21 protein-coding genes and 1 pseudogene are annotated in these 25,396 nt (G+C 72.9%); 17 read left to right on the top strand and 5 right to left on the bottom strand.

What is annotated here, in order from left to right; all coding sequences use genetic code 11:
* A pseudogene (locus tag ACFYWL_RS27895) lies at window positions 1-227 on the top strand (sulfate adenylyltransferase); the annotation flags it as partial.
* Between the two features lie 85 nt (window positions 228-312).
* Here ACFYWL_RS27895 and galK read toward each other — a convergent pair.
* Together galK and galE are read right to left on the bottom strand one after the other, a co-directional pair.
* Window positions 313-1,551: a galactokinase gene (galK, locus tag ACFYWL_RS27890; RefSeq protein ID WP_386978597.1), complete on the bottom strand. Its 1,239-nt coding sequence runs from the start codon at window positions 1,549-1,551 to the stop codon at window positions 313-315.
* Window positions 1,548-2,531 (bottom strand): UDP-glucose 4-epimerase GalE, encoded by a 984-nt coding sequence (gene galE, locus ACFYWL_RS27885; RefSeq protein WP_386978594.1) that lies wholly within the window; start codon window positions 2,529-2,531, stop codon window positions 1,548-1,550. Before galE ends, galK begins: the two co-directional genes overlap by 4 nt.
* 192 nt (window positions 2,532-2,723) lie before the next feature.
* On the opposite strand from galE, the gene ACFYWL_RS27880 reads away from it, so the two are divergent.
* The 5 genes from ACFYWL_RS27880 (at window position 2,724) to ACFYWL_RS27860 (ending at window position 6,923) form a co-directional block, all read left to right on the top strand.
* Window positions 2,724-3,749, top strand: a complete 1,026-nt coding sequence (locus tag ACFYWL_RS27880) for a hemolysin family protein (protein ID WP_386978591.1) — start codon at window positions 2,724-2,726, stop codon at window positions 3,747-3,749.
* Between the two features lie 32 nt (window positions 3,750-3,781).
* Entirely contained in the window at window positions 3,782-4,807 is a 1,026-nt protein-coding gene (gene trpS, locus ACFYWL_RS27875) for a tryptophan--tRNA ligase (protein ID WP_386978588.1), read from the top strand.
* 23 nt (window positions 4,808-4,830) lie between these two features.
* Window positions 4,831-5,421 (top strand): 2'-5' RNA ligase family protein, encoded by a 591-nt coding sequence (locus ACFYWL_RS27870; protein WP_386978619.1) that lies wholly within the window; start codon window positions 4,831-4,833, stop codon window positions 5,419-5,421.
* A 48-nt stretch (window positions 5,422-5,469) separates the two neighbouring features.
* Window positions 5,470-6,405 (top strand): YhjD/YihY/BrkB family envelope integrity protein, encoded by a 936-nt coding sequence (locus ACFYWL_RS27865; RefSeq protein ID WP_386978585.1) that lies wholly within the window; start codon window positions 5,470-5,472, stop codon window positions 6,403-6,405.
* 71 nt (window positions 6,406-6,476) lie between these two features.
* Window positions 6,477-6,923, top strand: coding sequence for a hypothetical protein (locus ACFYWL_RS27860; RefSeq protein ID WP_043961810.1), 447 nt, complete (start codon window positions 6,477-6,479; stop codon window positions 6,921-6,923).
* A 120-nt stretch (window positions 6,924-7,043) separates the two neighbouring features.
* Here ACFYWL_RS27860 and ACFYWL_RS27855 read toward each other — a convergent pair whose 3' ends face one another.
* From ACFYWL_RS27855 to ACFYWL_RS27845, 3 genes are all read right to left on the bottom strand, one after another.
* The gene (locus ACFYWL_RS27855) at window positions 7,044-8,120 is read right to left on the bottom strand and encodes an alkene reductase (RefSeq protein WP_386978580.1); all 1,077 of its coding nucleotides are present in this window, start codon (window positions 8,118-8,120) and stop codon (window positions 7,044-7,046) included.
* Window positions 8,121-8,370: 250 nt separating this feature from the next.
* Window positions 8,371-10,008, bottom strand: a complete 1,638-nt coding sequence (locus ACFYWL_RS27850) for a glycoside hydrolase family 13 protein (RefSeq protein WP_386978576.1) — start codon at window positions 10,006-10,008, stop codon at window positions 8,371-8,373.
* Window positions 10,009-10,143: 135 nt separating this feature from the next.
* A complete protein-coding gene (locus ACFYWL_RS27845; protein ID WP_386978573.1) occupies window positions 10,144-11,202 on the bottom strand; it encodes a LacI family DNA-binding transcriptional regulator in 1,059 nt (352 codons plus the stop codon).
* 198 nt (window positions 11,203-11,400) lie between these two features.
* On the opposite strand from ACFYWL_RS27845, the gene ACFYWL_RS27840 reads away from it, so the two are divergent.
* The 11 genes from ACFYWL_RS27840 (at window position 11,401) to ACFYWL_RS27790 (ending at window position 25,389) form a co-directional block, all read left to right on the top strand.
* Window positions 11,401-12,657 carry an extracellular solute-binding protein gene (locus tag ACFYWL_RS27840; RefSeq protein ID WP_386978570.1) on the top strand — a complete coding sequence of 419 codons (1,257 nt, stop codon included), beginning with the start codon at window positions 11,401-11,403 and terminating at the stop codon, window positions 12,655-12,657.
* Window positions 12,657-14,294 (top strand): ABC transporter permease subunit, encoded by a 1,638-nt coding sequence (locus ACFYWL_RS27835; RefSeq protein ID WP_386978567.1) that lies wholly within the window; start codon window positions 12,657-12,659, stop codon window positions 14,292-14,294. The genes ACFYWL_RS27840 and ACFYWL_RS27835 overlap by 1 nt, the downstream gene beginning before the upstream one ends.
* A complete protein-coding gene (locus ACFYWL_RS27830) occupies window positions 14,291-15,193 on the top strand; it encodes a sugar ABC transporter permease (RefSeq protein ID WP_386978564.1) in 903 nt (300 codons plus the stop codon). Before ACFYWL_RS27835 ends, ACFYWL_RS27830 begins: the two co-directional genes overlap by 4 nt.
* A 25-nt stretch (window positions 15,194-15,218) precedes the next feature.
* Window positions 15,219-17,048 carry a glycoside hydrolase family 13 protein gene (locus ACFYWL_RS27825; RefSeq protein WP_386978561.1) on the top strand — a complete coding sequence of 610 codons (1,830 nt, stop codon included), beginning with the start codon at window positions 15,219-15,221 and terminating at the stop codon, window positions 17,046-17,048.
* A gap of 153 nt (window positions 17,049-17,201) precedes the next feature.
* Window positions 17,202-17,543, top strand: a complete 342-nt coding sequence (locus ACFYWL_RS27820; RefSeq protein ID WP_386978558.1) for a hypothetical protein — start codon at window positions 17,202-17,204, stop codon at window positions 17,541-17,543.
* Window positions 17,544-17,818: 275 nt separating this feature from the next.
* A complete protein-coding gene (locus ACFYWL_RS27815) occupies window positions 17,819-18,889 on the top strand; it encodes a BMP family protein (RefSeq protein ID WP_386978616.1) in 1,071 nt (356 codons plus the stop codon).
* Between the two features lie 201 nt (window positions 18,890-19,090).
* Complete coding sequence (locus ACFYWL_RS27810) at window positions 19,091-20,716, top strand: ABC transporter ATP-binding protein (protein ID WP_386978613.1); 1,626 nt, start codon at window positions 19,091-19,093, stop codon at window positions 20,714-20,716.
* A complete protein-coding gene (locus ACFYWL_RS27805) occupies window positions 20,713-22,044 on the top strand; it encodes an ABC transporter permease (RefSeq protein WP_386978555.1) in 1,332 nt (443 codons plus the stop codon). The genes ACFYWL_RS27810 and ACFYWL_RS27805 overlap by 4 nt, the downstream gene beginning before the upstream one ends.
* Window positions 22,045-22,047: 3 nt before the next feature.
* Entirely contained in the window at window positions 22,048-23,328 is a 1,281-nt protein-coding gene (locus tag ACFYWL_RS27800) for an ABC transporter permease (RefSeq protein WP_386978552.1), read from the top strand.
* Window positions 23,329-23,394: 66 nt separating this feature from the next.
* A complete protein-coding gene (locus ACFYWL_RS27795) occupies window positions 23,395-24,102 on the top strand; it encodes a cytidine deaminase (protein WP_386978549.1) in 708 nt (235 codons plus the stop codon).
* A 6-nt stretch (window positions 24,103-24,108) separates the two neighbouring features.
* Window positions 24,109-25,389, top strand: coding sequence for a thymidine phosphorylase (locus ACFYWL_RS27790; RefSeq protein WP_386978546.1), 1,281 nt, complete (start codon window positions 24,109-24,111; stop codon window positions 25,387-25,389).
* The last annotated feature ends 7 nt before the right edge of the window (window positions 25,390-25,396 follow it).

Here is a 25,396-nt window from a genome sequence, read left to right as displayed (position 1 = left end):
GGGCGATCGTGCGGGGGCTGCACTACCGCCTCGACATCAACTCCCTCCACCGCGACGAAACCGCCACCGAACTCAAACTCAACGAGATCGGCCGGGTGCGGCTGCGCACGACGATCCCGCTGCTGGCGGACGAGTACCGGCGCAACCGCACCACCGGCGGGTTCGTGATCATCGACGAGGCCACCAACCGCACCGTCGGCGCAGGCATGATCGTCGAGGCCGCCTGACCTCCTGCGGCACCCGCCGGTCGCCGCCCGGCGTTGTTAACAGGGGCCCCTTGCTATGCAGAATGCGTTAACAAGGGGCCCTTCCTTACAAGCGGTGGGCGCCGGGGGCCGGGGTGGCCCGGTGGAAGCCGGGGGCGCGGAAGCCGCGCTCGGCGTACCGGGTCGTGACAGCGTCGGCCACCGCGTCGGCGCGGTCGGCGTCGACCAGGGCGAGAACGCAGCCGCCGAAGCCGCCGCCGGTCATCCGGGCCCCGTACGCGCCGGCGGCCAGGGCCGCCTCGACCGCCGTGTCGACCTCCGGCACGGTGATCTCGAAGTCGTCGCGCATCGACGCGTGGGAGGCGGTCAGCAGGGGCCCGATGTCGCGGACCCGGCCGGCGCGCAGCAGCGCCACGGCGTCGAGCACCCGCTGGTCCTCGGTGACGACGTGCCGGACGCGGCGGCGGGTCTCGTCGTCACCGAGCCGGGCGAGGGCGTCGTCGAGGCCGGCGGCGGCCACGTCGCGCAGGGCGGGCACCCCGAGCAGCCCGGCAGCCTTCTCGCAGGCGGCGCGGCGGGAGGCGTACTCGCCGTCGGCGTGCCGGTGCGGGGCCCGGCTGTCGATCACCAGCACGGCCAGCCCGGCGGCGGCCAGGTCGAACGGGATGTGCTCGACGGCCTCGGTGCGGCAGTCGAGGAAGAGGGCGTGCCCGGCGCGGCAGCGGATCGCCGCCGACTGGTCCATGATCCCGGTGGGCGCGCCGACGTAGGCGTTCTCGGCCCGCTGGGCGAGCCGGGGCCGCCCCTCGGCCGGCAGGTCCAGCCCGCCGAGGTCGACGAGGGCGGCCAGCACGGCGGCCTCCAGCGCGGCCGAGGAGGACAGCCCGGAGCCGAGCGGCACGTCGGAGGCGATGGCCAGCCGCGCGCCGGGCACCCGGTGGCCGGCCTCGCGCAGCGCCCACACCACCCCGGCGACGTACGCGGCCCAGCCGGCGACCCGGCCGGGGGCGGCCACCTCGTCGCCGCCGAACCCGACCTCGTCGCCGGTGAGCTCCGACCAGACCGTCCAGCGGTCGCCGTCGTCGGGGGCGGCGGCGACGACGGTACGCAGCGGCAGCGCGAACGGCAGCACGAAGCCGTCGTTGTAGTCGGTGTGCTCGCCGATCAGGTTGACCCGGCCGGGTGCCGCCCAGCGGCCGGCGGCGGGTGCGCCGTACCGGTGGCGGAAGCCGGCGGCGGCCCGGTCGGCGACCTCCCCGGCCGGCGCGGGAGAGGTGACATCCCTGGCCGACGCGGGGGCGGCGACGTCGGCCGGCGGGGGCGAGGGGTGCGCGGGGTCGGTCACGGACGCTCCAGGACGTGGGTGCGGTAGAAGGCCCAGGCGTCGCCGACCATGTCGTGCAGGGTCGGCTTCTCGGGCGTCCAGCCCAGCTCCTCGCGGGCCAGGGCGGAGGAGGCGACCAACTCGGCCGGGTCGCCCTCGCGGCGCGGGGCCACCTCGACCGGCAGCGGCCGGCCGGTGACCTCGCGGACCACGTCGACGACCTGCCGGTTGGTGAACCCGGCGCCGTTGCCCAGGTTGTAGACGCGGTGCCGGCCGGGCGCGGCGGCGGTGAGCGCCAGCAGGTGGGCGCGGGCCAGGTCCTCGACGTGGATGTAGTCGCGCACGCAGGTGCCGTCGACGGTGGGGTAGTCGTCGCCGAAGAGCTGGAGCTTCTCCCGCCGGCCGGCGGCGACGTCGAGGGCGATCGGGATGAGGTGGGTCTCCGGGTCGTGCCGCTCGCCGATGGCGACGTCGCCGCGCAGGTAGGCCCCGGCGACGTTGAAGTAGCGCAGGGACACGGCGGCCAGGTCGTGCCCGATCGCCTCGGAGGTGAGCGCCATGTCCACGGCCAGCTTGGTGGCCCCGTACGTGTTGGTGGGGGCTTTGACGGCGGTCTCCGGGATGGGCAGCTCGGTCGGGTTGCCGTAGACGGCGGCGGTGGAGGAGAAGACCATCCGGGGGACCCGGGCGGCCCGGACGGCGTCGATCAGGGCGAGCGAGCCGACGGTGTTGTTCCGCCAGTACAGCTCCGGGCGGACCATGGACTCACCGGCGGCGATGAGGGCGGCGAAGTGCAGCACCCCGTCGAAGCCCGCCCCGGGCGTGAGCACCCGGGCCGCCTCGTGGATGGGCGCGTCGACCCAGGTGGCGTCCGGGGCGAGCGCCTCGCGGTGCCCGGTGCGCAGGTCGTCGAGGACGACCACCTCGTGGCCGGCGTCGAGCAGCATCCGGGTCACCACGCTGCCGATGTAGCCGGCACCGCCGGTGACGAGCAGTTTCACGTCGGGGTCCTCCTGCCTGGCCGCGCCACGCCGCGGCCGTCCGCGCTCACCCTACGGCGGCCGGCCGTGACGGCGCTCAGGGTCGCCGCACCGCCATTCCAGCACAATCTTTCAGGACTGAACAGATACGCACACCATCACTCTGGGTGGACGACCTGTGCCGAACCGTTGCGGGCCCTACGATGAGTTGTCATGCGGGAAGCGGGTGGTCCCGGGCTCCGCCGGCGACCGGCGGGGCGGCTCCGACGCGAGCCGGGCCCCCTGGCCCGCGCCGTCGCCCGGCTGGTGGTCCGGGCCGCCGACGGCGCGACCCGGCTGGTCACCGACCTGCTCGGGGCCAGCCCCGCCGCCGGCCGGGAGCGGATCAGCGAGGCCGAGCTGCGGGATCTGGTCGCCGCCAGCACCGTCCTCGACGCCGACGAGCGGCGGATCATCGACGAGGTGCTGGCCGCCGGGGCGAGCCTGGTCCGCGAGGTGATGATGCCCCGCACCGAGGTCGTGTTCCTGTCGGTCGCGATGACCGTCGCCGAGGCGGAGCGGCTGGTCCGGGCCGAGACGCACCGCCGGTACCCGGTCGTCGACGGCACCCACGACGACGTGGTCGGCTTCGTGCACCTGCGCGACGTGCTGCTGCGCCCCGACCTCGACCCGGGCACCACCGTCGGCGAGCTGGCCCGGGAGGTCAAGCGGCTGCCCGGCAGCAAGCGGGTGCTGGCCGCGCTGACCGAGATGCGCCGCGAGGGCCACCACCTGGCGGTGGTGGTCGACGAGTACGGCGGCACCGCCGGCATCGTCACCTGCGAGGACCTGATCGAGGAGCTGGTCGGCGAGATCCACGACGAGCACGACGGCGACCCCGAGCCGGAGCCGACCGGCCTGCCCACGGTGGTCGACGGCCGGCTCAACCTCGCCGACTTCGCCGAGCGCACCGGGGTACGGCTGGCCGCCGGCCCGTACGAGACGGCCGGTGGGTACGTGATGGCCGCGCTGGGCCGGCTGCCGGTGGTGGGGGACGAGGTGCCGGTGGCCCCGCCGGCGGCGGACGGCGGCGACCGGGACCCGGACGACCCGCCCGGCGGGTGGCTGCTGCGGGTGCTCGCGCTGGAGGGCCGCCGGGTGTCCCGGCTCGCGGTCTCCGTGGTGCGCCTGCCCGAGCCGCGGCGGGAGGTCGCCGGCCCGCTGGCGGCGGCGGAGAGCCGACCCGCCGGCCCGTCATGACGTACGCCGGGGGTTGCTGACAGAATGCCGGCATGTCCGACGTACCCGCCCGCCCCCGCGTGTTCTCCGGCATCCAGCCGACGGCCGACTCGTTCCACCTCGGCAACTATCTGGGCGCGGTGCGGCACTGGGTGGCGTTGCAGGACACCCACGACGCGTTCTACTGCGTGGTCGACCTGCACGCCATCACGGCCGGGCACGACCCCAAGGTGCTGCGGCAGCGCACCCGGGTGGCCGCCGCGCAGCTCTTCGCCGTCGGCCTGGACCCGGAGCGCAGCACGCTGTTCGTCCAGTCGCAGGTGCCCGAGCACCCGCAGCTCGCCTGGGTGCTGGGCTGCATCACCGGCTTTGGCGAGGCCAGCCGGATGACCCAGTTCAAGGACAAGTCGCAGAAGCAGGGCAGCGACCGCTCCAGCGTCGGCCTGTTCACGTACCCGATCCTCCAGGCCGCCGACATCCTGCTCTACCAGGCGCACGCCGTCCCGGTCGGCGAGGACCAGCGGCAGCACCTGGAGCTGTCCCGCGACCTGGCGCAGCGGTTCAACTCGCAGTTCGGCAAGACGTTCGTCGTGCCCGCGCCGCACATCGTCAAGGACACCGCGAAGATCACCGACCTCCAGGACCCGACGGCCAAGATGTCCAAGTCGTCGTCCTCGCCGACCGGCATCATCGACCTGCTGGAGGACCCGGCCCGCTCGGCCAAGAAGATCCGCTCGGCGGTCACCGACACCGGGCGGGAGATCGTCTTCGACGCCGAGACCAAGCCGGGCGTGTCCAACCTGCTCACCATCTACTCCGCGCTGACCGGCCGCAGCATCGACGACCTGGTCGCCGCGTACGCGGGGCGGGGCTACGGCGACCTGAAGAAGGACCTCGGCGAGGTCGTCCGGGAGTTCGTCACGCCGATCCAGGAGCGTACCCGGGCCTACCTCGACGATCCGGCGCAGCTCGACAAGCTGCTCGCGGCGGGCGCGGAGAAGGCCCGCGCGGTGGCCTCGGCGACGCTGCACGAGACGTACGAGCGGGTCGGGTTCCTCCCGCCGGTCCGCCTCGGCTGACCGCCCCGGCGCGGCGGGTGCGGGTGGAGACGGGCGGGCCGGTGGCCGGAGGGGTGGCGCGGAGCGTGGATCGCAGGGACGGGGCGCCGCAGGCCGGCGACACCATCCAGATCGGGATCGCGGTGGACATCCCGGAGCCGTGGGGCGGCATGCTCACCCGGCGGCGGGTCGAGGCCGGGGACCCGCTCGTGGTGCCCGCGCACGTGACGCTGCTCGGGCCCACCGAGATCCCGACGGCGGCGCTGCCGGCGGTCGAGCGGCATCTCGCCGGGGTGGCCGCCACGCACCTGCCGTTCACCCTGCACCTGCGGGGCACCGGCACGTTCCGCCCGGTGACGCAGGTGGTGTTCGTCGCGGTGGCCGCCGGGATCAGCGAGTGCGAGCTGCTCGCCGCCGCCATCAACGCGTCCCCGGACCTGCACCGGGAGGCCCGGTTCCCCTACCACCCGCACGTCACGGTGGCGCAGGACGTCGCGCCGGAGGCGCTGGACCGGGCGTACGAGGACCTGGCCGACTTCTCGGCGATGTTCGAGGTCGACTCGTTCACGCTCTTCTCGCACAGCGGTCAGACCCGGTGGCAGCCGCGCCGGGACTTCCTGCTCGGCGTGTCCTGAGCCGGCGACGCTCTCCCGTGCGGGCGGCGGATCGGCGAGGATGACGGCGTGGAGGTCTTCGGGCGGATCGAGGCCGGCATCGACCGGCGGGTGAGCGCGGCGCGCCGCCGGTCGCGGACCTTCGACCACCTGTGGCGGGCCGGCAGCCTCTACGCGGAGGTGCTCGGCGGGCGGCTGGCGGCGGCGATCGCGTACTACGGCTTCTTCGCGGTCTTCGCGCTGGCCCTGGTCGCGTACTCGATCTTCGGGGCGATCCTGGAGGACAACGACGACGTCAGCGACGCGGCGGCCGGCTTCCTCAAGGAGAACCTGCCCTTCCTCGACCCGGTGCAGATCGCCCAGAGCAGCAACACCGTCGGGGTGGTGGGCCTGGTCATCCTGGTCTTCACCGGGATCGGCTGGGTGGAGGCGATCCGCTCGTCGCAGCGGCTGCTGTACGGGCTCAACCAGCAGCCCGGCAACCTGGTGGTGCGCCGGCTGGTCGACCTCGGCGTGCTGGTGGGGGTGTTCGTCCTGCTCGGCCTGTCGGTGGCCGCCGTGGACGCGCTGGAGTCGCTGCTGCGCTTCCTGCTGCGCAGCACCGGCTCGGTGGGGCTGACCGTGATCAGCGCCGTGCTCAGCGTGCTGGTCAACGCGGTGCTGGCCACCGCCCTGCTGGTGGCGGTGCCCCGGCTGCGGATGAGCCGCCGCCGGCTGCGGCCGGTGGTGTTCGCCGTCGCGGTGGGCATCACCCTGCTGAACACGGTCGGGCGGTTCTACGTGGTGCGCACCGAGCGGAACCCGGCGTACACGGTGGTGGCGGGCGCGGTCGGCCTGCTGCTCTACCTCTACCTGCTCAACCAGCTCGTCCTGTTCGGCGCGGCGCTGGCCGCGACCAGCCCGTACGGCCGGGTGGTGGACCTGGCCGAGGGGGCGGCGCCGGCCGACCTCGACGCCGACGCCGAGGCGGACACCGGCCCGGGGACGCCCGGCGGGGCGGGATGACCCGCGCAACCAATCGGCCAATTCGGGCAAATGCCTCACACGTGAATGTGAGGAGCGGCCATGATGAGCGCGTGGGCGCACTCGTGACGTTGGACCTGCCGGACGACTCGCCGATGCTCGGCCTGCCGTGGATCATCACGTTCGGCCCGCTCGACGACGCCGACGAGTGGGAGCCGGTGGTCTGCGGCCCCTACGAGCGCCCGCACGCGCTGGCTCTCGCCGAGTCGGTGGTGGCCGAGGAGCAGCTCATGGCCGTGGTGGAGCCCCTGGTGCCCGCCCTGTCGCCCGACGAGATCCGCGGCGAGATCGCCGCCGCCCGCATCGCCGCCTCCGACGAGGCGGCCCGGATCGAGGCGTCCGACCTCTACGGCGACTTCGACGACGTCATCGACGACGAGCTGGAGGCAGCCGCCGAGGCGGCGGGGGAGCCGGCCGGGCCCCGCCCCGCGCCCGCCGAGGCCGAGCTGCGGGCCGGCTTCGCCCGCATCGCCAAGCTGCTCACCGAGAAGGGGAGCTGACCCCGCCGCCCCGACCGCCACGATCGCCGCCGGGCCCAGCCCGGATCACGTCGCGTACGCGACGCCGACCGGGATCTCCCGCACCGCGAGCGGGAGCAGCCCGGACGCCCGAATGCCGGGTCAGCCCTGCTCGGGCAGCGCCGGGTAGTCGGTGTAGCCCTCGTGCCCGCGGCCGTACGCGGTCGTGTAGTCGGGGGTGTTGAACGGGCCGCCCTCGGCCAGCCGCCGGGGCAGGTCGGGGTTGGCGAGGAACAGCGCGCCGTACGAGACCAGGTCGGCGTCGCCGCTCTCGATCAGCTTCAGCGCCTCCGGCCCGGTCCAGGCCCCCGGGGTGTACGGGTTGAGCAGCAGCGCCCCCGACCACCGCTCGCGCAGCACGGGCGTGAACCCGGTGTCCGCCCCCTCGGCCACGTGCAGGTACGCCAGCCCGACGGGGTTCAGCGCGTCGACCAGGGCCAGGTACGTCTCGCGGTGGTCGTCCTCGGCGATGTCGTTGTACGGGTTGGCCGGCGAGATCCGCAGCCCGACCCGGTCGGCGTCGATCGCCTCCGCCACGGCGGTGGCCACCTCGACGACGAGCCGGATACGCCCGGCCGGGCCGCCGCCGTACTCGTCGTCGCGCCGGTTGGTGTTGGTGGCGAGGAACTGGTGCAACAGATAGCCGTTCGCCCCGTGCAGCTCCACCCCGTCGAAGCCCGCGTCGACGGCGTTGCGGGCCGCCGCGACGAAGTCCGCGACGGTGGCCCGGATGCCCTCGGCGTCCAGCGGCTGCGGGGTCGGGAACTCCTGCGGGCCGGTGGGGGTGACGATCGTCCCGGCCGCCGGCACGGCGGACGCGCCGACCGGGGCCAAGCCGTGGGCGGTGTTGTCCGGGTGGGCGATCCGCCCGGCGTGCATGAGCTGCGCGAAGATCACGCCGCCCCGCTCGTGCACCGCGTCGGTCACCCGCCGCCAGCCGGCGACCTGGTCGGCGGTGTGCAGGCCGGGGGTGTTCAGGTAGCCCTGGCCGACCGCCGAGGGCTGCACGCCCTCCGTGACGATCAGCCCGGCCCCGGCGCGCTGGGCGTAGTAGGTGGCCATCAGCTCCGTCGGGACGGCCCCGGGCCCGTGCGCCCGGCTGCGCGTCATGGGCGCCATGACCACCCGGTTGCGGAGGGTGTGGCGGCCGACGGTGAGGGCGTCGAATGCGGTGTCCATTGTCCCGGCTCCTGTCCCTGCGATTGGCGCTTCTGGATGCAGGAAGTCGCCCGGGGCCCCGAAACTTCCCGGGTGGACGGTGACCGGGGACACTCCGCGCCGTCCCGATGGACGTCGACGCCCCGCGGAGCGGAGCTCCACGGGGCGCCGACGCCACCTTCACCCCCCACCACAAGGGGTCGGCTGCCCGGCCGCCCGTCGGCGCGCGGCACGACGGACGACCAGGGGTCCACAGCGGGCTGTACCCGGCTCAGCGCCGTTCGAACCACGCGGCGGCGTCGACCGGCAGGACGTGCCCGGTGCCCTGCCCGGTCAGCTCCGCGCTGGCCACCACCGGCCGGCCGTACCCGTCGATCCGCACCGGCGCGTCGCTGAGGTTGACCACGCAGGTCAGCTCCGCGCCGCCGCCGGTGCGGCGGAACGCGAGCACGCCGGGGCCGGTCGGCTCCAGCCAGGTCACGCCGGCGGCGTCGCGGGCGAGCGCCGGGTGGGTGCGCCGGGCGCGCAGCGCCGCGCGGTAGAGCTCCAGAGTCGAGCCGGGCGCGCCGGCCTGGGCGGCGACCGAGAGGGCGGCCCAGGTGGCGGGGGCCGGCAGCCAGCTCAGCTCGCTGCCGGCCGGACCGAAGCCGTACGGGGCCAGCTCGCCGCTCCACGGGATCGGCACCCGGCAGCCGTCCCGGCTCTCGCCGGTGCGCAGGAACGACGGGTCCTGGCGCAGCTCGTCGGGCAGGTCGAGCACCTCGGGCAGGCCCAGCTCCTCGCCCTGGTAGAGGTAGGCGCAGCCGGGCAGCGCGAGCATGAGCAGGCTGGCCGCGCGGGCCCGGCGCAGGCCGACCTCGCCGTCGCCGTAGCGGGTGACGTGCCGCTGCTTGTCGTGGTTGGACAGCACCCAGGTGGTCGGCGCGCCGACGATGGCCGCCTCGGCCAGGGCGGTGTCGATCACCTTGCGGAACGAGTCGGCCGACCAGGTGGCGTCGAGGAAGTCGAAGCTGAACGCCTGGTGCAGCTCGTCGGGCCCGATGTAGCGGGCCAGCCGCTGCGGCGTCTCGGCCCACGCCTCGGCCACGGCCATCCGGCCGCCGGGGTAGCTGTCCAGGATCGGCCGCCAGGCCCGGTAGATCTCGTGCACCTCGTCCTGGTCGAAGTAGGGCAGCCGGCCCTTGCCGAGCAGCTCGGACTGGCGACGGCCGCCGGTCATCGAGTTGAAGCCGACGTCGGGCAGCCCCTCGGCCTTGATCATGCCGTGGGCCACGTCGATGCGGAACCCGTCGACGCCCCGGTCGAGCCAGAAGCGCAGCACGTCCTCGAACTCGGCGCGGACCTCGGGGTGCCGCCAGTTGAGGTCGGGCTGGGCCGGGTCGAACAGGTGCAGGTACCACTGGCCGTCGGGGACCCGGGTCCAGGCCGGTCCGCCGAAGATGCTCTCCCAGTCGTTCGGCGGCAGCTCGCCGTGCTCGCCCCGGCCCTCGGCGAACAGGTAGCGGGCCCGCTCCGGTGCGCCGGGGGCGGCGGCGAGCGCGGCGACGAACCACGGGTGCGCGCTGGAGGTGTGGTTGGGCACGATGTCGACGATGATCCGCAGGCCGAGCGCGTGCGCGTCGGTGATCATGTGATCGAAGTCGGCCAGGGTGCCGAACATGGGGTCGACGTCGCGGTAGTCGGCCACGTCGTAGCCGCCGTCGACCATCGGCGAGGTGTAGAAGGGGGTCAGCCAGAGCGCGTCGACCCCGAGGTCGCGCAGGTACGGCAGCCGCTCGCGGATGCCCTGGAGGTCGCCGACGCCGTCGCCGTTAAAGTCGGCGAAGCTGCGGACGTAGACCTGGTAGACGACCGCGGAGCGCCACCAGTCGTCGTCGGAGGTCAGCGGCGTGGGGGTGCTGGCGGTCATGGGTGGCGATCCCCGTTCTGTGGCGCGGGACGGCGTGGGGCACGTGGCACGGCGGTGTGCCACCGGGTGGTCAGAGCAGAATGCCGTCCCGTAGCTGAAAGAGTCAAGCAGGGTTTGCGCAAGAAATGACGGCGGTCAGCCGGCGCTCCTGGCCAGGGCGGCGGGCTGCCGCGCGGCCGGCTGCCGGACGACCGCCGTGGAGCCGCGCACCACCAGCTCGGGCCGGAACAGGTACTCCGAGTGCGGGGCGGCGTGCCCGTTGATCTCGTCGACCAGGGCCCGGACGGCGGCCACCGCCATGGCGGTGACCGGCTGGCGCATCGTCGTCAGCGGCGGGTCGGTGAAGGCCATCAGCGGCGAGTCGTCGTATCCGACCACCGACAGGTCGCCGGGGACGGACAGGCCGCGTTGGCGGGCGGCCCGGATCGCGCCGAGCGCCATCAGGTCGGAGCCGCAGACCACGCCGGTCACGCCGCGCTCCAGCAGCCGCCCCGCGGCGGCCTCGCCGCCCTCCACGCCGAACAGGGTCAGCTCGGCCAGCTCGTCCAGCTCGGCCTCGGCCACGCCCGCCAGGCGCGCCATGGCGGCCCGCCAGCCGGCCACCCGGCGCTGCACGGGGACGAACCGGTCCGGGCCGGTGATCAGCCCGATCCGCCGGTGCCCGAGGGCGACCAGGTGGGCGACGGCCAGCTCGGTCGCCTCCCGGTCGTCGCAGGAGACGAAGGGCGCGGCGATCCCGGGGACGTACCCGTTGATCATGACGACGGGCAGCGGCCGGGCGATCAGCGCGCGGTACCGGTCGTGGTTGGCGGCGGTGTCGGCGTGCAGGCCGGAGACGAAGACGATCCCGGAGACCTGGCGGTCGAGCAGCATCTCGACGTACTCGTCCTCGGTGACGCCGCCCGGCGTCTGCGTGCACAGCACCGGCGTGAAGCCGCTCTGCGCCAGGGTCGACTCGATCACCTGGGCGAACGCGGGGAAGATCGGGTTCTCCAGCTCCGGCACCACCAGGCCGACCAGGCCGGCGCTGCGCTTGCGCAGCCGGGCCGGGCGCTCGTAGCCGAGGACGTCGAGGGCGGTGAGGACGGCCTGCCGGGTCTCCGGGGCCACGCCGGGGCGGTCGTTGAGCACCCGCGACACCGTGGCCTCGCTGACTTCGGCCTGTTGGGCGATGTCGGACAGTCGAGCGCGCATGGCGGCACTTTAGCTCACGGGCAAGTTCTTGCGTACCTTTCTGCAAGCCCTTCCGGAATCTGCAACCTCTTGCTAACGTCCCCGCAACATGCGAGAGCTGCGGCGCGGCATGCCCGCGCCGGTTGGCAAGAACTTACCGAGGTTTCCACTGGCGGGCCGCCCTTCCCCCGGCGGGCCGCCATGACGACAGGAGTACCGATGCGCATCCGTACCGCGGGTGTGGTCGCCGTCCTCGGCCTGGCGCTGGCCGCCTCCGGCTGCGGTGGCAGCGACGACGACAGCAGCGCGCCGGCCGCGAAGGAGTCCGCCGGGGCCACCGGCGGGAAGCTGGTGATCTGGGCCGACGACAAGCGCACCGCCGCCCTGAAGCCGTTCGCCGAGTCCTTCGGCCAGGCCAACGGCGTGACCGTCGAGGTGCAGGCCGTCTCGAAGGACCTGCAGACCAACTTCGTCACCGCCTCCCAGCAGGGCAGCGGCCCCGACGTCGTGGTCGGCGCGCACGACTGGATCGGCAACCTGGTCCAGAACGGCGCGATCGACCCGGTGCAGCTCGCCGCCGACCAGAAGAGCGGCTTCAACGAGACCGCCGTCAGGGCCGTCACCTTCAACGGCCAGCTCTACGGCGTGCCGTACGCCATGGAGAACCTGGCGCTGATCCGCAACACCGAGCTGGCCCCCGAGGCCCCGAAGACGATCGAGGACCTGGTCGCCGCCGGCAAGAAGCTCAAGGCCGAGAAGAAGGCCAGCGAGATCCTCTGCCTCCAGTCCGGCCAGAACGGCGACGCGTACCACATCTACCCGCTGTACACCTCGGCCGGCGGCTACCTGTTCGGCACCGCCGCCAACGGCGACTACGACCCGAAGGACCTGGGCGTGGGCAAGCCGGAGTCGATCGCCGCGTTCCAGAAGATCGCGAAGCTCGGCGAGAAGGGCGAGGGCGCGCTCAAGCGCTCCATCACCGCCGAGAACTCGATCGCCACCTTCACCGGCAAGAAGTGCGCCTTCCTGGTCTCCGGGCCGTGGGCCATCGCCGACGCCAAGAAGGCCAACATCTCCTACGACATCTCCCCGGTCCCCGGCTTCGCCGGCGGCAAGGAAGCACAGCCGTTCGTGGGCGTCCAGGCGTTCTACGTGGCCGCCAAGGGCAAGAACAAGGCCCTCGCCCAGGAGTTCGTGGCGAACTACACCACCAAGCCGGACCTGGCCGTGGCCCTGTACAACGCCGAGCCGCGCCCGCCGGCGTTGACGGCAGCGCTCGACCAGGTCAAGGGCAGCGACCCCGACCTGGCCAAGTTCACCGAGGCCGGCAGGAACGGCCAGGTGCTTCCCGCGATCCCGGCCATGGCCGCGATCTGGGACCCGTTCGGCAAGGCCGAGGCCGCGATCATCGGCGGCGCCGACCCGGCCAAGACGATCACCGCGGCCGGCAAGACGATCTCCGGCCAAATCAAGTAATGAGCACGAAGCTGTCCGGCCCGGGGTCCACGCGGACCCCGGGCCGGGGGCCCGCCGGCCCCGGGCTCCCGCGCACCGCCCGCGCCGCGCGGCACCACACGCCGATCACCGCGACCGGCCTCGTCGTCAAGGTGGTCCTGCTCGGCCTCGTGGCCGGGATCGCGCTCTGGGCGGCCTTCCCGCTCGTCGAGGCCGAGAAGTGGGCCGGGCTGGCCCTGCTCGCGGCCACCACCGCCGGGCTGTTCTACCTCTACCTCACCCCCCGGCACGTCCCCGCGAAGTACCTGGTCCCCGGCACGCTCTTCCTGATCGCCTTCCAGGTCTTCCCGGTGCTCTACACCGCCAGCACCGCCTTCACGAACTTCGGCGACGGCCACCGGGGCAGCAAGGACGACGCCATCGTCGCGATCCAGAGCGCCTCGGTGCAGCAGGTCCCCGGCTCCACCGAGTACGCCCTGTCCGTCGCCACCGCGGGCGACCCGGCCACCGGAGCGCTGGTCTTCCTGGTCACCGACCCGGCCACCGGCGTCGTCTCCGCCGGTGACGCCGACGGGCTGCGCCGCCTCGACGCCGCCGACGTCACCGTCGCCCCCGGCGGCCGGGTCACCGCCGCCGACGGCTACACCGTGCTCAACTTCGGCCAGGCCAGCGCCCGCAGCCAGGAGATCACCGACCTGGTGGTGCCGACCGCCGGGGGCGCGCTGCGCTCCTCCGGCCTGTCCCGCGCCTACGAGGGCCGGGCCATCCGGGCGTACGACGCCGGGTGCGACTGCGTCACCGACAGCGAGAGCGGCAAGCGGTGGACCGCGGACGAGCAGACCGGCTCGTTCGTCGCCGCCGACGGCGAGCGCCTCGCGCAGGGCTGGAAGGTCACCGTCGGGCTGGAGAACTTCACCCGGGTGCTCACCGACCCGAACATCTCCGGGCCGTTCTTCGGCACCCTGCTGTGGAACTTCGCCTTCGCGATCGGCTCCACCGGGTTCACCTTCCTGCTGGGCATGGCCATCGCGCTGGCCCTGCACTCGCCCCGGATGCGCGGCACCAACCTCTACCGGGTGCTGCTGATCCTGCCGTACGCCATGCCGTCGTTCGCGATGCTGCTGGTCTGGCGGGACATGTTCAACACCGACTTCGGGCTGATCAACAACCTGTTCGGGCTCGGCGTCGACTGGTTCGGCCAGGACTGGTCGGCGCGGGCGGCGGTGCTGCTGGTGCAGCTCTGGCTGGGTTACCCGTACATGTTCCTGGTCGCCACCGGCGCGCTCCAGGCCATCCCCAAGGAGCTGACCGAGGCCACCTCGGTCGACGGCGCGTCGCCCTGGCAGTCGTTCCGCGCGGTCACCCTGCCGCTGCTGCTCGTCGCGCTCTCGCCGCTGCTGATCGCGTCGTTCGCGTACAACTTCAACAACATCAACGCGATCTGGCTGACCACCGAGGGCGGCCCGTTCCCGGCGGACAACCCGAGCAACGGGGCGACCGACCTGCTGATCACCTACACGTACCGCCTGGCCTTCGGCGCGCAGGGCGCGGAGTTCGGCATGGCGGCGGCAGTGTCGATCTTCATCTTCGCGATCGTGGCGACGGTGTCGGCGATCAGCTTCCGCAACACCCGCAAGCAGGAGGAGGTGTACTCGTGACCACCCACACGCACACCCCGGCCGTCCACCGCGACACCGCCGGCCGGCGGCGCAGCCGCTGGCTGGCCCAGGTCGGCTGGCGACACGTCGTCGGGGTGCTGGCCGTGGCGTTCAGCCTCTTCCCGATCCTGTTCGTGCTCTCGGCGGCGCTCAACCCGCTCGGCACGCTGTCGTCGACCTCCCTCGTGCCGACCGGCGGGGTGTCGGGCGAGAACTTCGCCAACCTGTTCGCCGACACGGCGTTCGGGCACTGGTTCGTCAACTCGCTGCTGATCGCCGGGCTGGCCAGCTTCGTGTCCATCTTCCTGTCCTCGCTGGCGGCGTACGCGTTCTCCCGGATGCGCTTCGCCGGCCGCCGGGTCGGGCTGCTCACCCTGCTGCTGATCCAGATGTTCCCGCAGTTCCTGGCGATCGTGGCGATCTTCCTGATCTTCACCACGGTCACCGACCTGTGGCCGGCGATCGGCTTCAACACCCCCTGGGGCCTGTTCCTGCTCTACATGGGCGGCGCGCTCGGCGTGAACACCTGGCTGATGAAGGGCTTCTTCGACACGCTGCCCCGGGAGCTGGACGAGTCCGCCACGATGGACGGCGCGTCGCACGCCCAGGTCTTCTTCCGGATCATGCTGCCGCTGGTGGCGCCGATCCTGGCGGTGACCGCCCTGCTGTCGTTCATCGGCACGATCAACGAGTTCATGATCGCCAACGTGTTCCTGACCGACACCGAATCGAAGACCCTCGCCGTCGGCATGTTCGGCCTGGTCGCCGGCGAGCGCAACAACAACTTCGGGATGTTCGCGGCGGGCACCCTGCTCACCGCCATCCCCACCGTTCTGGTCTTCCAGCTCCTCCAGAGGTACATCGTCTCCGGCCTCACCGCCGGAGCGGTCAAGGGCTGAGCCTCCTCGGCTCCGAGGTGAACCCATGCATCTGTCACCACACCACGACGGCTCCGCCGCCTACGTGCCCGAGCAGGAACCCGCCCTCGGGCAGACCGTCCCCGTCTTCGTCCGGGTCCCCGCCGGGGCCGACGTGCGCGCCGTGCACGTGCGCAGCACCCCCGACGGCGAGCCGCGCTTCGCCGAGGCCGTCGTCGACCGCCGCACCGGCTCCGACGTCTGGTGGCGCGCCGACGTCGAGGTACGCAACCCGGTGAGCAACTACCGGTTCATGCTCACCGACGCCCGCGGCGACTACCGCTGGCTCACCGCCGCCGGCCTCGCCGACCACGACGTGCCCGACCACGGCGACTTCAGGCTGGTCAGCCACGCCCCGCCGCCGGCCTGGGCCCGCGACGCGGTGATCTACCAGATCTTCCCCGACCGGTTCGCCCGCTCCGCCGCCGCCGACGGCCGCGCCGCCCCGGACTGGGCCATCCCCTGCGACTGGGACACCCCCGTGATCGGGCGCGGCCCGCACACCCCCCGCCAGTTCTACGGCGGCGACCTCGACGGCATCGCCGAACGGCTCGACCACCTGGACCGGCTCGGCGTCAACACCGTCTACCTCACCCCGATCTTCCCGGCCAGATCCAACCACCGCTACGACGCGGCCAGCTTCGACACCGTCGACCCGCTGCTCGGCGGGGACGCCGCGCTGGCCCGGCTCGCCGAGGCGGTGCACGCGCGGGGCTGGCGGCTGCTCGGCGACATCACCAGCAACCACACCGGCGACGCCCACCACTGGTTCACCGCCGCCGTCTCCGACGTGACCGCCCCCGAGCGGGAGCTGTACTACTTCGACCCGGCCAGCGGGGACTACGAGTCGTGGAACGGGGTGAAGTCGCTGCCGAAGCTCAACTGGGGCAGCGCGGAGCTGCGCCGCCGCTTCGCCACCGCCGAGGACTCGCTGCTGCGCCGCTGGCTGCGCCCGCCGTACTCGCTCGACGGGTGGCGGGTCGACGTGGCGAACATGACCGGGCGGCGCGGCGCGGACGCGTACACCCACGAGGTGGCGCGGCTGCTGCGCGAGGTGGTGGCGCAAACCCGCCCCGACGGGCTGGTGCTCGCCGAGCACGGCCACGACCACACCGGCGACCTGGACCGCGACGGCTGGCACGGCACGATGAACTACGTCGGCTTCACCGACCCGGTCTGGTCCTGGCTGCGCCACGACTCCCGCCTGGGCCACGGCTCCGAGCCGGTGCCGAACTTCCTCGGCACCCCCGGCGGGGTGCGGCGGCGCGACGCGCACGCCGTGCGGGCCACCATGGACACCTACCGGTCGCTGGTCTCCTGGCGGTCGTACGTGCACTCGTGGCAGCTCCTCGGCTCGCACGACTCGGCCCGGATCCGCACCGTGGTCGGCGACGCGGCCCGGCAGGAGGTGGCCGCCGGGCTGCTCGCCACCATGCCGGGCACCCCGGTGATCTTCGCCGGGGACGAGCTGGGGCTGACCGGGGCGAACGGGGAGGGCTCGCGTACCCCGATGCCGTGGCACCGGCCGGACGCCTGGGACGCGGGCACGTTCGCCGCGTACCGGAGGCTGATCGCCCTGCGCCGCGCCGAGCCGGCGCTGCGCCACGGCGGCCTGCGCTGGGTGCACGTCGACGCGGACACGCTGGTCTTCCTCCGCGAGACGCCCACCGGCGGCGTGCTGGTGCTGGCCCGGCGCGCGGCCGGCGCCCCGCTGCGGATCGCCGGCCTGCCGGCGGGGGAGAACGCCTACGGGGGCGCCCCGGCGCTGCGCCCGGACGCCGACGGCACGGTGACCCTCCCGGCCGACGGGCCCACCTTCCAGGTCTGGCACGTGTAGAGGTAAGGAAGGGCCCCCTATTAACGCTTTCGGTAGAGAAGGGGACCCCTCTCACGAGAGGTGTTAACAGGGGGCCCTTCCTTGCCTGCGGGGACAGCGTGTGGGGGCGGGTGCCCCTACTACAGGACGTCGTTGATGGGGGAGGATGGCCGGATGGAAGCTCTTCGCCTGGTACTCCTCTACGTTCACCTGATCGGGTTCGCGCTGCTGCTCGGCGGCGCGATCACCCAGTACGTCGCGGGCCGGCTGCGGATCAGTCCGGCCATGCTCTGGGGGTCGGTCATCGGCCTGCTGACCGGAATCGGGCTGTCCGCCCCGTTGCGCGACGGCGACGAACCGGCCCCCGCCAAACTTGTTACCAAGTTGGTGCTCGCGCTGCTGATCTTTGTCATGGTCTTCTTCTCCCGTAAGCGGGAGACGGTCAACCGCGGCCACTTCCTCGCGATCGTCGGGTTGACCCTGGTCAACGCGGCGGTGGCGGTCTTCTGGCGGTAACGCCCTGGCCAGGGGAGAGGCTGCGGGAACCGGACGTTCGTGACGCCCGACCGGTCCACTACCGGCACGAGAAGTGATGTGCCCCACCCAAGGGTTACGTAGGGGTAACAGGCACTCAACAGTCGTGCACGATTGTCGGCCGGTGGGTGGGCGCGGGCGTACGCTCCCGTCCGTAACGTGGGACGCCGGCGGCCACAAAGCAGGCCGGCTCAAGGGCTGCCACCGCGCAGAGCGGTGTGCAATGGGAAGGAGACGTCTTGCGCTCTGTGCGTGGGATGCGGATCGCCTCCGCCTTCGTGGCGGGTGGGCTCGTGCTGGGCGCCGCCGCGTGTGGTGAGGCCCCCAAGGACGACAACGGCGCGGGTGACGCCGGCGCCAAGAAGTACAGCGCCTGCATGGTGACCGACGTCGGCGGCATCGACGACAAGTCGTTCAACACCTCCGCCTGGAAGGGCCTGGAGGAGGCCAAGAAGGCCAACAGCAACATCGACATCAAGTACGTCGCGTCGAAGGCCGAGGCGGACTACGAGGTCAACCTGACCCAGTTCGTCAACCAGAAGTGCGACTTCATCCTGGCCGTCGGTGGGCTGATGGGCGACGCGACCTCGAAGATCGCGAAGGCGAACCCCAACCAGCAGTTCGGCATCGTCGACTCGAAGCTGCCGGAGTCGAACGTCTACCCGATGCAGTTCGACACCGCCCAGGCCGCGTTCCAGGCCGGCTACCTGGCCGCCGGGATGAGCAAGACCGGCAAGGTCGGCACCTACGGCGGCCTGCCGATCCCGCCCGTGACGATCTTCATGGACGGCTTCGCCGACGGCGTGGCGTACTACAACAAGACCAAGAGCAAGAACGTCCAGGTCCTGGGCTGGAACAAGGAAACCCAGAAGGGCTCCTTCACCAACGACTTCGTCAAGCAGGACGAGGGCAAGAAGGTCTCCGACACGCTGGTCGCCCAGAACGCGGACATCATCATGCCGGTCGCCGGCGGCGCGGGCCTCGGCACCACCGCGGCGGCGCAGGCCTCCGGCGGCAAGTACTCGGTCATCTGGGTCGACGCCGACGGCTGCGAGAGCACCCCGAACTGCCCGGCGCTGCTGACCACCGTGGTCAAGAACATCGCCGACGCCGTCAAGGAGGCCGTGGTCAAGGCCGCCGGCGGGGAGAAGCTCCAGGCCACCCCCGGCTTCGTGGGCACGCTCGCCAACAACGGCGTGTCGATCGCCCCGTACCACGAGTTCGAAAGCAAGGTCCCGGCGGACCTGAAGGCCGAGGTCGAGAAGCTCAAGGCCGACATCGCCGCCGGCACCATCACGGTCACCTCGAAGGCCCAGCCGGCCAAGTGACCGCCCCGCCAGCTGCGCCGCGCTCCCGGCGGCGGGCCGGCGGGACCCCAGGCACGACGACCGGCCGCCTCGACGTACGCGGGGACACCACCCGCGTGGTCGGGGCGGCCGGTCCGCACCATCCGACGCCCGGGCGGACCCGGTGACCGGCGGCTCGGCAGCGGCTACGCTGCACCATCGCTCGCACTCCAGGAGGTTGCGCTGAGACTCGAACTGCGCGGCATCACCAAGCGGTTCGGTGATCTGGTCGCCAACGACCACATCGACCTGACGGTGGAGCCTGGAGAGATCCACGCCCTGCTCGGCGAGAACGGCGCCGGCAAGTCGACCCTGATGAACGTCCTCTATGGGCTCTACCAGCCCGACGAGGGCGAGATCCTGGTCGACGGCGCGCCGCTGAAGCTCAAGGGGCCGTCCGACGCGATCGCGGCCGGGATCGGCATGGTGCACCAGCACTTCATGCTGGTGCCGGTCTTCACCGTGGCCGAGAACGTCATGCTCGGCGCCGAGCAGGTCAGGGGCGGCATCGCCGGGTTCCTCGACCGGCGGCGGGCCCGGCGCGAGGTCGCCGAGGTCTCGCAGCGCTACAACCTGCGCGTCGACCCGGACGCGGTGATCGAGGACCTGCCGGTCGGCATCCAGCAGCGGGTGGAGATCGTCAAGGCCCTCACCCGGGACGTCGACCTGCTGATCCTCGACGAGCCGACGGCCGTGCTCACCCCGCAGGAGACCGAGGAGCTGCTGACGGTCATGCGGTCGCTCAAGGCCGCCGGCAAGTCGATCGTCTTCATCACCCACAAGCTCGGCGAGGTCAAGGCCATCGCCGACCGGATCACCGTGATCCGGCGCGGGAAGACCGTCGGCACCGCCTCGCCGACCGCCAGCCGCGACGAGCTGGCCGCCCTGATGGTGGGCCGCAGCGTCCGGCTGACCGTGGACAAGCAGCCCGCCACCCCCGGCAAGCCGATCCTGGAGGTCGCCGGCCTGGTCGTCGACGACGACCGGCAGATCCGCGCGGTCGACGGGGTCGACCTGACCGTGCACGCGGGCGAGGTCCTCGGCGTGGCCGGCGTGCAGGGCAACGGGCAGACCGAGCTGATCGAGGCGATCATGGGCCTGCGGCCCGTCCTCGCCGGCACGGTCACCCTCGACGGCGAGCAGGTGCACCGCTGGCCGACGAAGAAGGTGCTGCGCGCCGGGGTGGGCTACGTCCCCGAGGACCGCAGCGTCGACGGCCTGGTCAAGGAGTTCAGCGTCGCCGAGAACCTGGTGCTGGACATCTACGACCGGCCGCCCTTCGGCCGGGGCCTGTCCCTGCAACCCGACGCCATCGCGTCCTCGGCGCGGGAACGGATCGAGCAGTTCGACGTCCGTACCCCCTCGGCGGACGCGCCGGTCGGCACCCTCTCCGGCGGCAACCAGCAGAAGGTGATCGTGGCGCGGGAGCTGTCCCGGCCGCTGAAGCTCTTCATCGCCGCCCAGCCGACCCGCGGCGTCGACGTCGGCTCCATCGAGTTCATCCACTCCCGGGTCATCCGGGAACGGGACGTGGGCACCGCCGTCCTGGTCGTCTCCAGCGAGCTGGACGAGGTGATCGGCCTGGCCGACCGGATCGCGGTCATGTACCGCGGCCGGGTCATCGGCATCGTCGGCCCCGACACCCCCCGCGAGGAGATCGGCCTGCTGATGGCCGGCATCACCCCCGACGCGGCCCCCGCCGGCGATCCGGCGGCCGACCCGGCGACCCCGGCCCCCGGGGCACGTCAGCGGGCCGGCGACGCGGCGACCCCGGCCCCCGACGGCCCCGGTAGCGAGGACGAGGCATGAGCAACCCCAACCCGGCGTCGGGCTCGCCCGACAAGGAGCCGGCGACCGAGGCGCAGGCCGCGCAGGTGGCGGCCGGCGGCGTCGACCGCGCCGCGACGGCCACCGCGCCGAAGCGGCCGGCGCAGGAGCCCCGCCCGTCCCTGGGCCGGCTGTTCCTGGACAACCTGTGGGCGGCCAACACGGTGACCGTCACGGTGCTCGCGGTGCTGCTGGCGATGCTCGTCGGCGCCGTGCTGATCATCGTCTCGGACCCGGACGTGCTGGCCACGTACGGCTACATCACCGCCCGACCGTCCGACGCGCTGAACTCCAGCTGGGCGGTGGTCAGCGAGGCGTACGCGAACCTGTTCAAGGGCGCGATCTTCGACCCGGAGGCGTCCGGCTTCACCGCCGCGCTCAGCCCGATCTCGGAGACGCTGACCTACACGGCCCCGCTGGTGTTCACCGGCCTGTCGGTGGCGCTCGCCTTCCGGGGCGGCCTGTTCAACATCGGCGCGCAGGGCCAGGCCACCATGGGCGTCATCATCGCCGCGCTGGCCGGCTTCCTGTTGCCGCTGCCCCCGGTGCTGCACCTGCTCGTCGCCGTGCTCGCGGGCGCGGCCGGCGGCGCGCTCTGGGGTTTCATCCCGGGCATCCTCAAGGCGCGCACCGGCGCCCACGAGGTGATCAACACGATCATGCTCAACTACGTCGCGCTGTACTTCCTCTCCTGGATCATCGTCCAGAGCGGCGTGCAGAACCCGAACCGGGCCGACGCCATCAGCCGGCCCGTCGACGCCTCCGCCCAGTTCCCCCGGCTGCTCGGCGACAACCTGCGGGTGCACGCCGGCATCCTGCTCGCGGTCCTGGCCACCTGGTTCGTCGCCTGGCTGCTCAACCGCTCCACGTTCGGCTTCGAGCTGCGCGCCGTGGGCGCCAACCCGGACGCGGCCCGCACCGCCGGCATCAGCGTCCCCCGCACGTACGTGCTGATGATGGCCATCGCCGGCCTGCTCGCCGGCCTCGGCGGCAGCCAGATGGTGCTCGGCTCGACCGCGAACGCGCTCACCCCGCTGGTGGTCGCGCAGATCGGCTTCGACGGCATCCTGGTGGCCCTGCTGGGCCGGGTGAAGCCGTGGGGCGTGCTGCTGGCCGCGCTGCTGTTCGGCGCGCTCCAGGCCGGCGGCAACCGGATGCAGGGGTACGCGGGCATCTCCCTGGAGCTGGTCACCGTGCTCCAGGCGCTGATCGTCATCTTCATCGCCGCGCCGGCCCTGGTGAAGGCGATCTTCCAGCTCCGGGCCGCCCGCGCCGCCCGGTTGCAGACGAGCCTGGCGAAGGGCTGGTAAGGCATGTCAACCATGGCTGTCCCGGACGTGGCGGTGGCCCAGGTCGACGAGGGCTTCTGGACCCGTACCCGAAAGATCGGGGCGGTGCTGCTGGCGCTCGGGGTCGTCGCGACGGTGGCCTTCGGGGCCCTCGCCACCGACCAGCAGGCCCGCTTCACCCTCAGCGAGACCGACGGCGGCGCGGCGCTGGAGATCGACGGCACGATCGGCGCGATCCTGTTCGGCGTCATCGCCACGGCGGCCGGCGTGGCCCTGCTCGCCGGGGTGCCCAAGCGCTGGCTCACCACGCTCCTCGGGGTCGGGATCGTCGCCTTCGTGCTGTCGTTCCTGTGCTGGCAGGTCTCGGCCGCCCCCGAGGGGCGCAACTTCATGCCGATGGTCAACATGGTGCGCGGCACGTTCGTCCTGGCCCTGCCGCTGATCTTCGGCGCCCTCGCCGGGGTCCTCTGCGAACGGTCCGGCGTGGTCAACGTGGCCATCGAGGGCCAGCTGCTGATGGGCGCGTTCAGCGGCGCGCTGTTCGGCAGCCTCTCCGGCAGCGTGTGGGTGGGCCTGGTCGCCGCCGCGGTCGGCGGCGCGTTCATCTCGCTGCTGCTGGCCGTGTTCGCCATCCGCTACCTGGTCGACCAGGTCGTCATGGGCATCGTGCTGAACCTGCTGGCCGTCGGCGTCACCGGCTTCCTCTACGAGCGGCTGATGCAGACCGACGCGCAGAAGTACAACTCCGCCCCCCGGTTCGGCACCTGGGAGATCCCGCTGCTCTCCGACATCCCGGTGCTCGGGCCGGCGCTGTTCCGCAGCAACCTCTTCCTCTACCTCGGCCTGCTGCTGGTGCTGGTCATCCACATCGCGCTGTTCCGCACCCGGTGGGGGCTGCGGACGCGGGCCGTCGGCGAGCACCCGACCGCCGCCGACACCCTCGGCGTGAAGGTGCTGCGGGTGCGCTACCGCAACGTGCTGCTGGCCGGGGTGGTGGCCGGGATCGGTGGGGCGTCGTACACGCTCGCGCTCTACTCGTTCACCAAGAACATGATCGGCGGCAAGGGCTTCATCGCCCTCGCCGCGCTGATCTTCGGCCGGTGGAGCCCCACGGGCGCGCTGCTCGCGGCGCTCTTCTTCGGCTTCGCCGACCAGCTCGGCACGTACCTCGGCGCGATCGGCAGCGGCATCCCGAGCCAGTTCCTGGCGATGCTGCCGTACCTGGCGACCATGCTGGCCGTGGCCGGGCTCGTCGGCCGGGTCCGCGCGCCCGCCGCCGACGGCAAGCCGTACATCAAGGGCTGACGCCGGCACCCCGTCCGGCGGCACCCTTGGTGGGGCCGACCAGCACGAATTGGGCAGAATGGTGGAATGACCGAGATCGACTGGGAGCGCCTGCGGGCCGCCGCCACCGAGGTGATGCGGCACGCGTACGTGCCGTACTCGAAGTTCCCCGTCGGGGCCGCCGCCCTCGTCGACGACGGCCGCGTCGTGGTCGGCTGCAACGTGGAAAACGCCGCGTACGGGGTGGTGCTCTGCGCCGAGTGCGGGGTGGTCTCGTCGCTGCACGCCACCGGCGGCGGCCGGATCGTCGCCCTGTCCTGCGTCGACGCCACCGGCGAGCCGCTGATGCCGTGCGGCCGGTGCCGGCAACTGCTCTGGGAACAGGGCGGCCCGCAGTGCCTCGTCGAGGCCAAGGACGGCCCGCTGACCATGGCCGAGCTGCTGCCGCACGCCTTCGACGTGGCCGACCTGGAGGCGGTGACCGGCGAACGGCCGGTGCCCGTGGTGCCGGACCGGCTGGCCGCCTGGCGGGGGCGGGGCACCGTCTTCGTGCACGCCGACCTGTCGGCGGGGCAGCAGGTGTGGACGGCGTACTGGGAGCGGTCGGCCGGGGACACCGAGGACGCCGAGACCGGCGTGCTGGAGGAGGGCCCGAGCTGGGACGAGGCGGCCGAGGCGGTCGCCTGGGGGCTCGCCCGCACCCCGCGTGTGGTGGTGGTGGACGCGACCGGCACCATCTTCTGGGCCGGCGAGGGCGAGCCGCCGCAGGAGATCCCTATTCGCTGGGGTGGTTGAGAACTGATGAGTGCCTTCACGGCGGTGGACGTCATCCGCGCGAAGCGGGACGGCGGGGTGCTGGGCGACGGCCAGATCGACTGGGTCGTCGACGCGTACACGAAGGGCCTGGTCGCCGACGAGCAGATGTCGGCGCTGGCCATGGCGATCCTGCTGCGCGGGATGACCGCGCCGGAGATCGCCCGGTGGACCGCCGCGATGATCGCCAGCGGCGAGCGGCTGGACCTGTCCGCCGTCGAGCGGCCGACCGTCGACAAGCACTCCACCGGCGGCGTCGGTGACAAGATCACGCTTCCGCTCACCCCGCTGGTCGCGGCCTGCGGCGGCGCGGTGCCGCAGCTCTCCGGGCGCGGGCTCGGCCACACCGGCGGCACGCTGGACAAGCTGGAGTCGATCCCGGGCTGGCGGGCCGCGCTGACCAACGACGAGTTCATCCGCCAGCTCCGCGAGGTGGGCGCGGTGATCTGCGCGGCGGGCGCGGGCCTCGCCCCGGCCGACCGCAAGCTGTACGCGCTGCGCGACGTCACCGGCACCGTCGAGGCGATCCCCCTGATCGCCAGCTCGATCATGAGCAAGAAGATCGCCGAGGGCACCGGCGCGCTGGTCCTCGACGTGAAGGTCGGCTCCGGGGCGTTCATGAAGTCCGTCGACGACGCCCGCGAGCTGGCCCGCACGATGGTCGAGCTGGGCGGCGCGCACGGCGTGAACACGGTCGCCCTGCTCACCGACATGTCCACCCCGCTCGGGCTGGCCGTCGGCAACGCCGTCGAGGTCACCGAGTCGGTCGAGGTGCTGGCCGGCGGCGGGCCCGCCGACGTGGTGGAGCTGACCCTCGCCCTGGCCAGGGAGATGCTCGACGCGGCGGGGCTGCGCGACGCCGACCCCGGCGCGGCGCTGCGCGACGGCCGCGCCATGGACGCCTGGCGGGCGATGGTCCGCGCCCAGGGCGGCGACCCGGACGCGCCCATGCCCACCGCGCCCGAGGTGGAGGTGGTCCGCGCCGACGCCGACGGCTTCGTGGCGTCGGTCGATGCGTACGCGATCGGGGTGGCCGCCTGGCGGCTCGGCGCGGGCCGCGCCCGCAAGGAGGACCCGGTCAGCGTCCCGTCGGGGGTGGTGCTGCACAAGCGCCCCGGCGACCCGGTGCGGGCCGGCGAGCCGCTGTACGAGCTGCGCGCCGAGCACGCGGCCCGGATCCCGGCGGCGCTGGCCGAGGCCGCCCGGGCGGTACGGATCTCGCCGACCGCCCCGGCGGCGAAGCCGCTGGTCATCGAGCGGATCGGCTGACCCGTCG

This window comes from Micromonospora sp. NPDC002575 (genome assembly GCF_042889525.1).
In the GTDB taxonomy this organism is placed as follows: Bacteria; Actinomycetota; Actinomycetes; order Mycobacteriales; family Micromonosporaceae; genus Micromonospora; species Micromonospora carbonacea.
The sequence above is the reverse complement of the archived record's forward strand: the minus strand, read 5'-3'. Positions and strand labels throughout refer to the sequence as shown.

Coding starts and splice junctions, on each gene's coding strand:
- ACFYWL_RS27880 (WP_386978591.1), top strand. CDS start 2,724: ATGCGGGAAGCGGGTGGTCCCGGGCTCCGCCGGCGACCGGCGGGGCGG.
- trpS (WP_386978588.1), top strand. CDS start 3,782: ATGTCCGACGTACCCGCCCGCCCCCGCGTGTTCTCCGGCATCCAGCCG.
- ACFYWL_RS27855 (WP_386978580.1), bottom strand. CDS start 8,120: ATGGACACCGCATTCGACGCCCTCACCGTCGGCCGCCACACCCTCCGC.
- ACFYWL_RS27850 (WP_386978576.1), bottom strand. CDS start 10,008: ATGACCGCCAGCACCCCCACGCCGCTGACCTCCGACGACGACTGGTGG.
- ACFYWL_RS27845 (WP_386978573.1), bottom strand. CDS start 11,202: ATGCGCGCTCGACTGTCCGACATCGCCCAACAGGCCGAAGTCAGCGAG.
- ACFYWL_RS27840 (WP_386978570.1), top strand. CDS start 11,401: ATGCGCATCCGTACCGCGGGTGTGGTCGCCGTCCTCGGCCTGGCGCTG.
- ACFYWL_RS27835 (WP_386978567.1), top strand. CDS start 12,657: ATGAGCACGAAGCTGTCCGGCCCGGGGTCCACGCGGACCCCGGGCCGG.
- ACFYWL_RS27825 (WP_386978561.1), top strand. CDS start 15,219: ATGCATCTGTCACCACACCACGACGGCTCCGCCGCCTACGTGCCCGAG.
- ACFYWL_RS27820 (WP_386978558.1), top strand. CDS start 17,202: ATGGAAGCTCTTCGCCTGGTACTCCTCTACGTTCACCTGATCGGGTTC.
- ACFYWL_RS27815 (WP_386978616.1), top strand. CDS start 17,819: ATGCGGATCGCCTCCGCCTTCGTGGCGGGTGGGCTCGTGCTGGGCGCC.
- ACFYWL_RS27805 (WP_386978555.1), top strand. CDS start 20,713: ATGAGCAACCCCAACCCGGCGTCGGGCTCGCCCGACAAGGAGCCGGCG.
- ACFYWL_RS27800 (WP_386978552.1), top strand. CDS start 22,048: ATGTCAACCATGGCTGTCCCGGACGTGGCGGTGGCCCAGGTCGACGAG.
- ACFYWL_RS27795 (WP_386978549.1), top strand. CDS start 23,395: ATGACCGAGATCGACTGGGAGCGCCTGCGGGCCGCCGCCACCGAGGTG.
- ACFYWL_RS27790 (WP_386978546.1), top strand. CDS start 24,109: ATGAGTGCCTTCACGGCGGTGGACGTCATCCGCGCGAAGCGGGACGGC.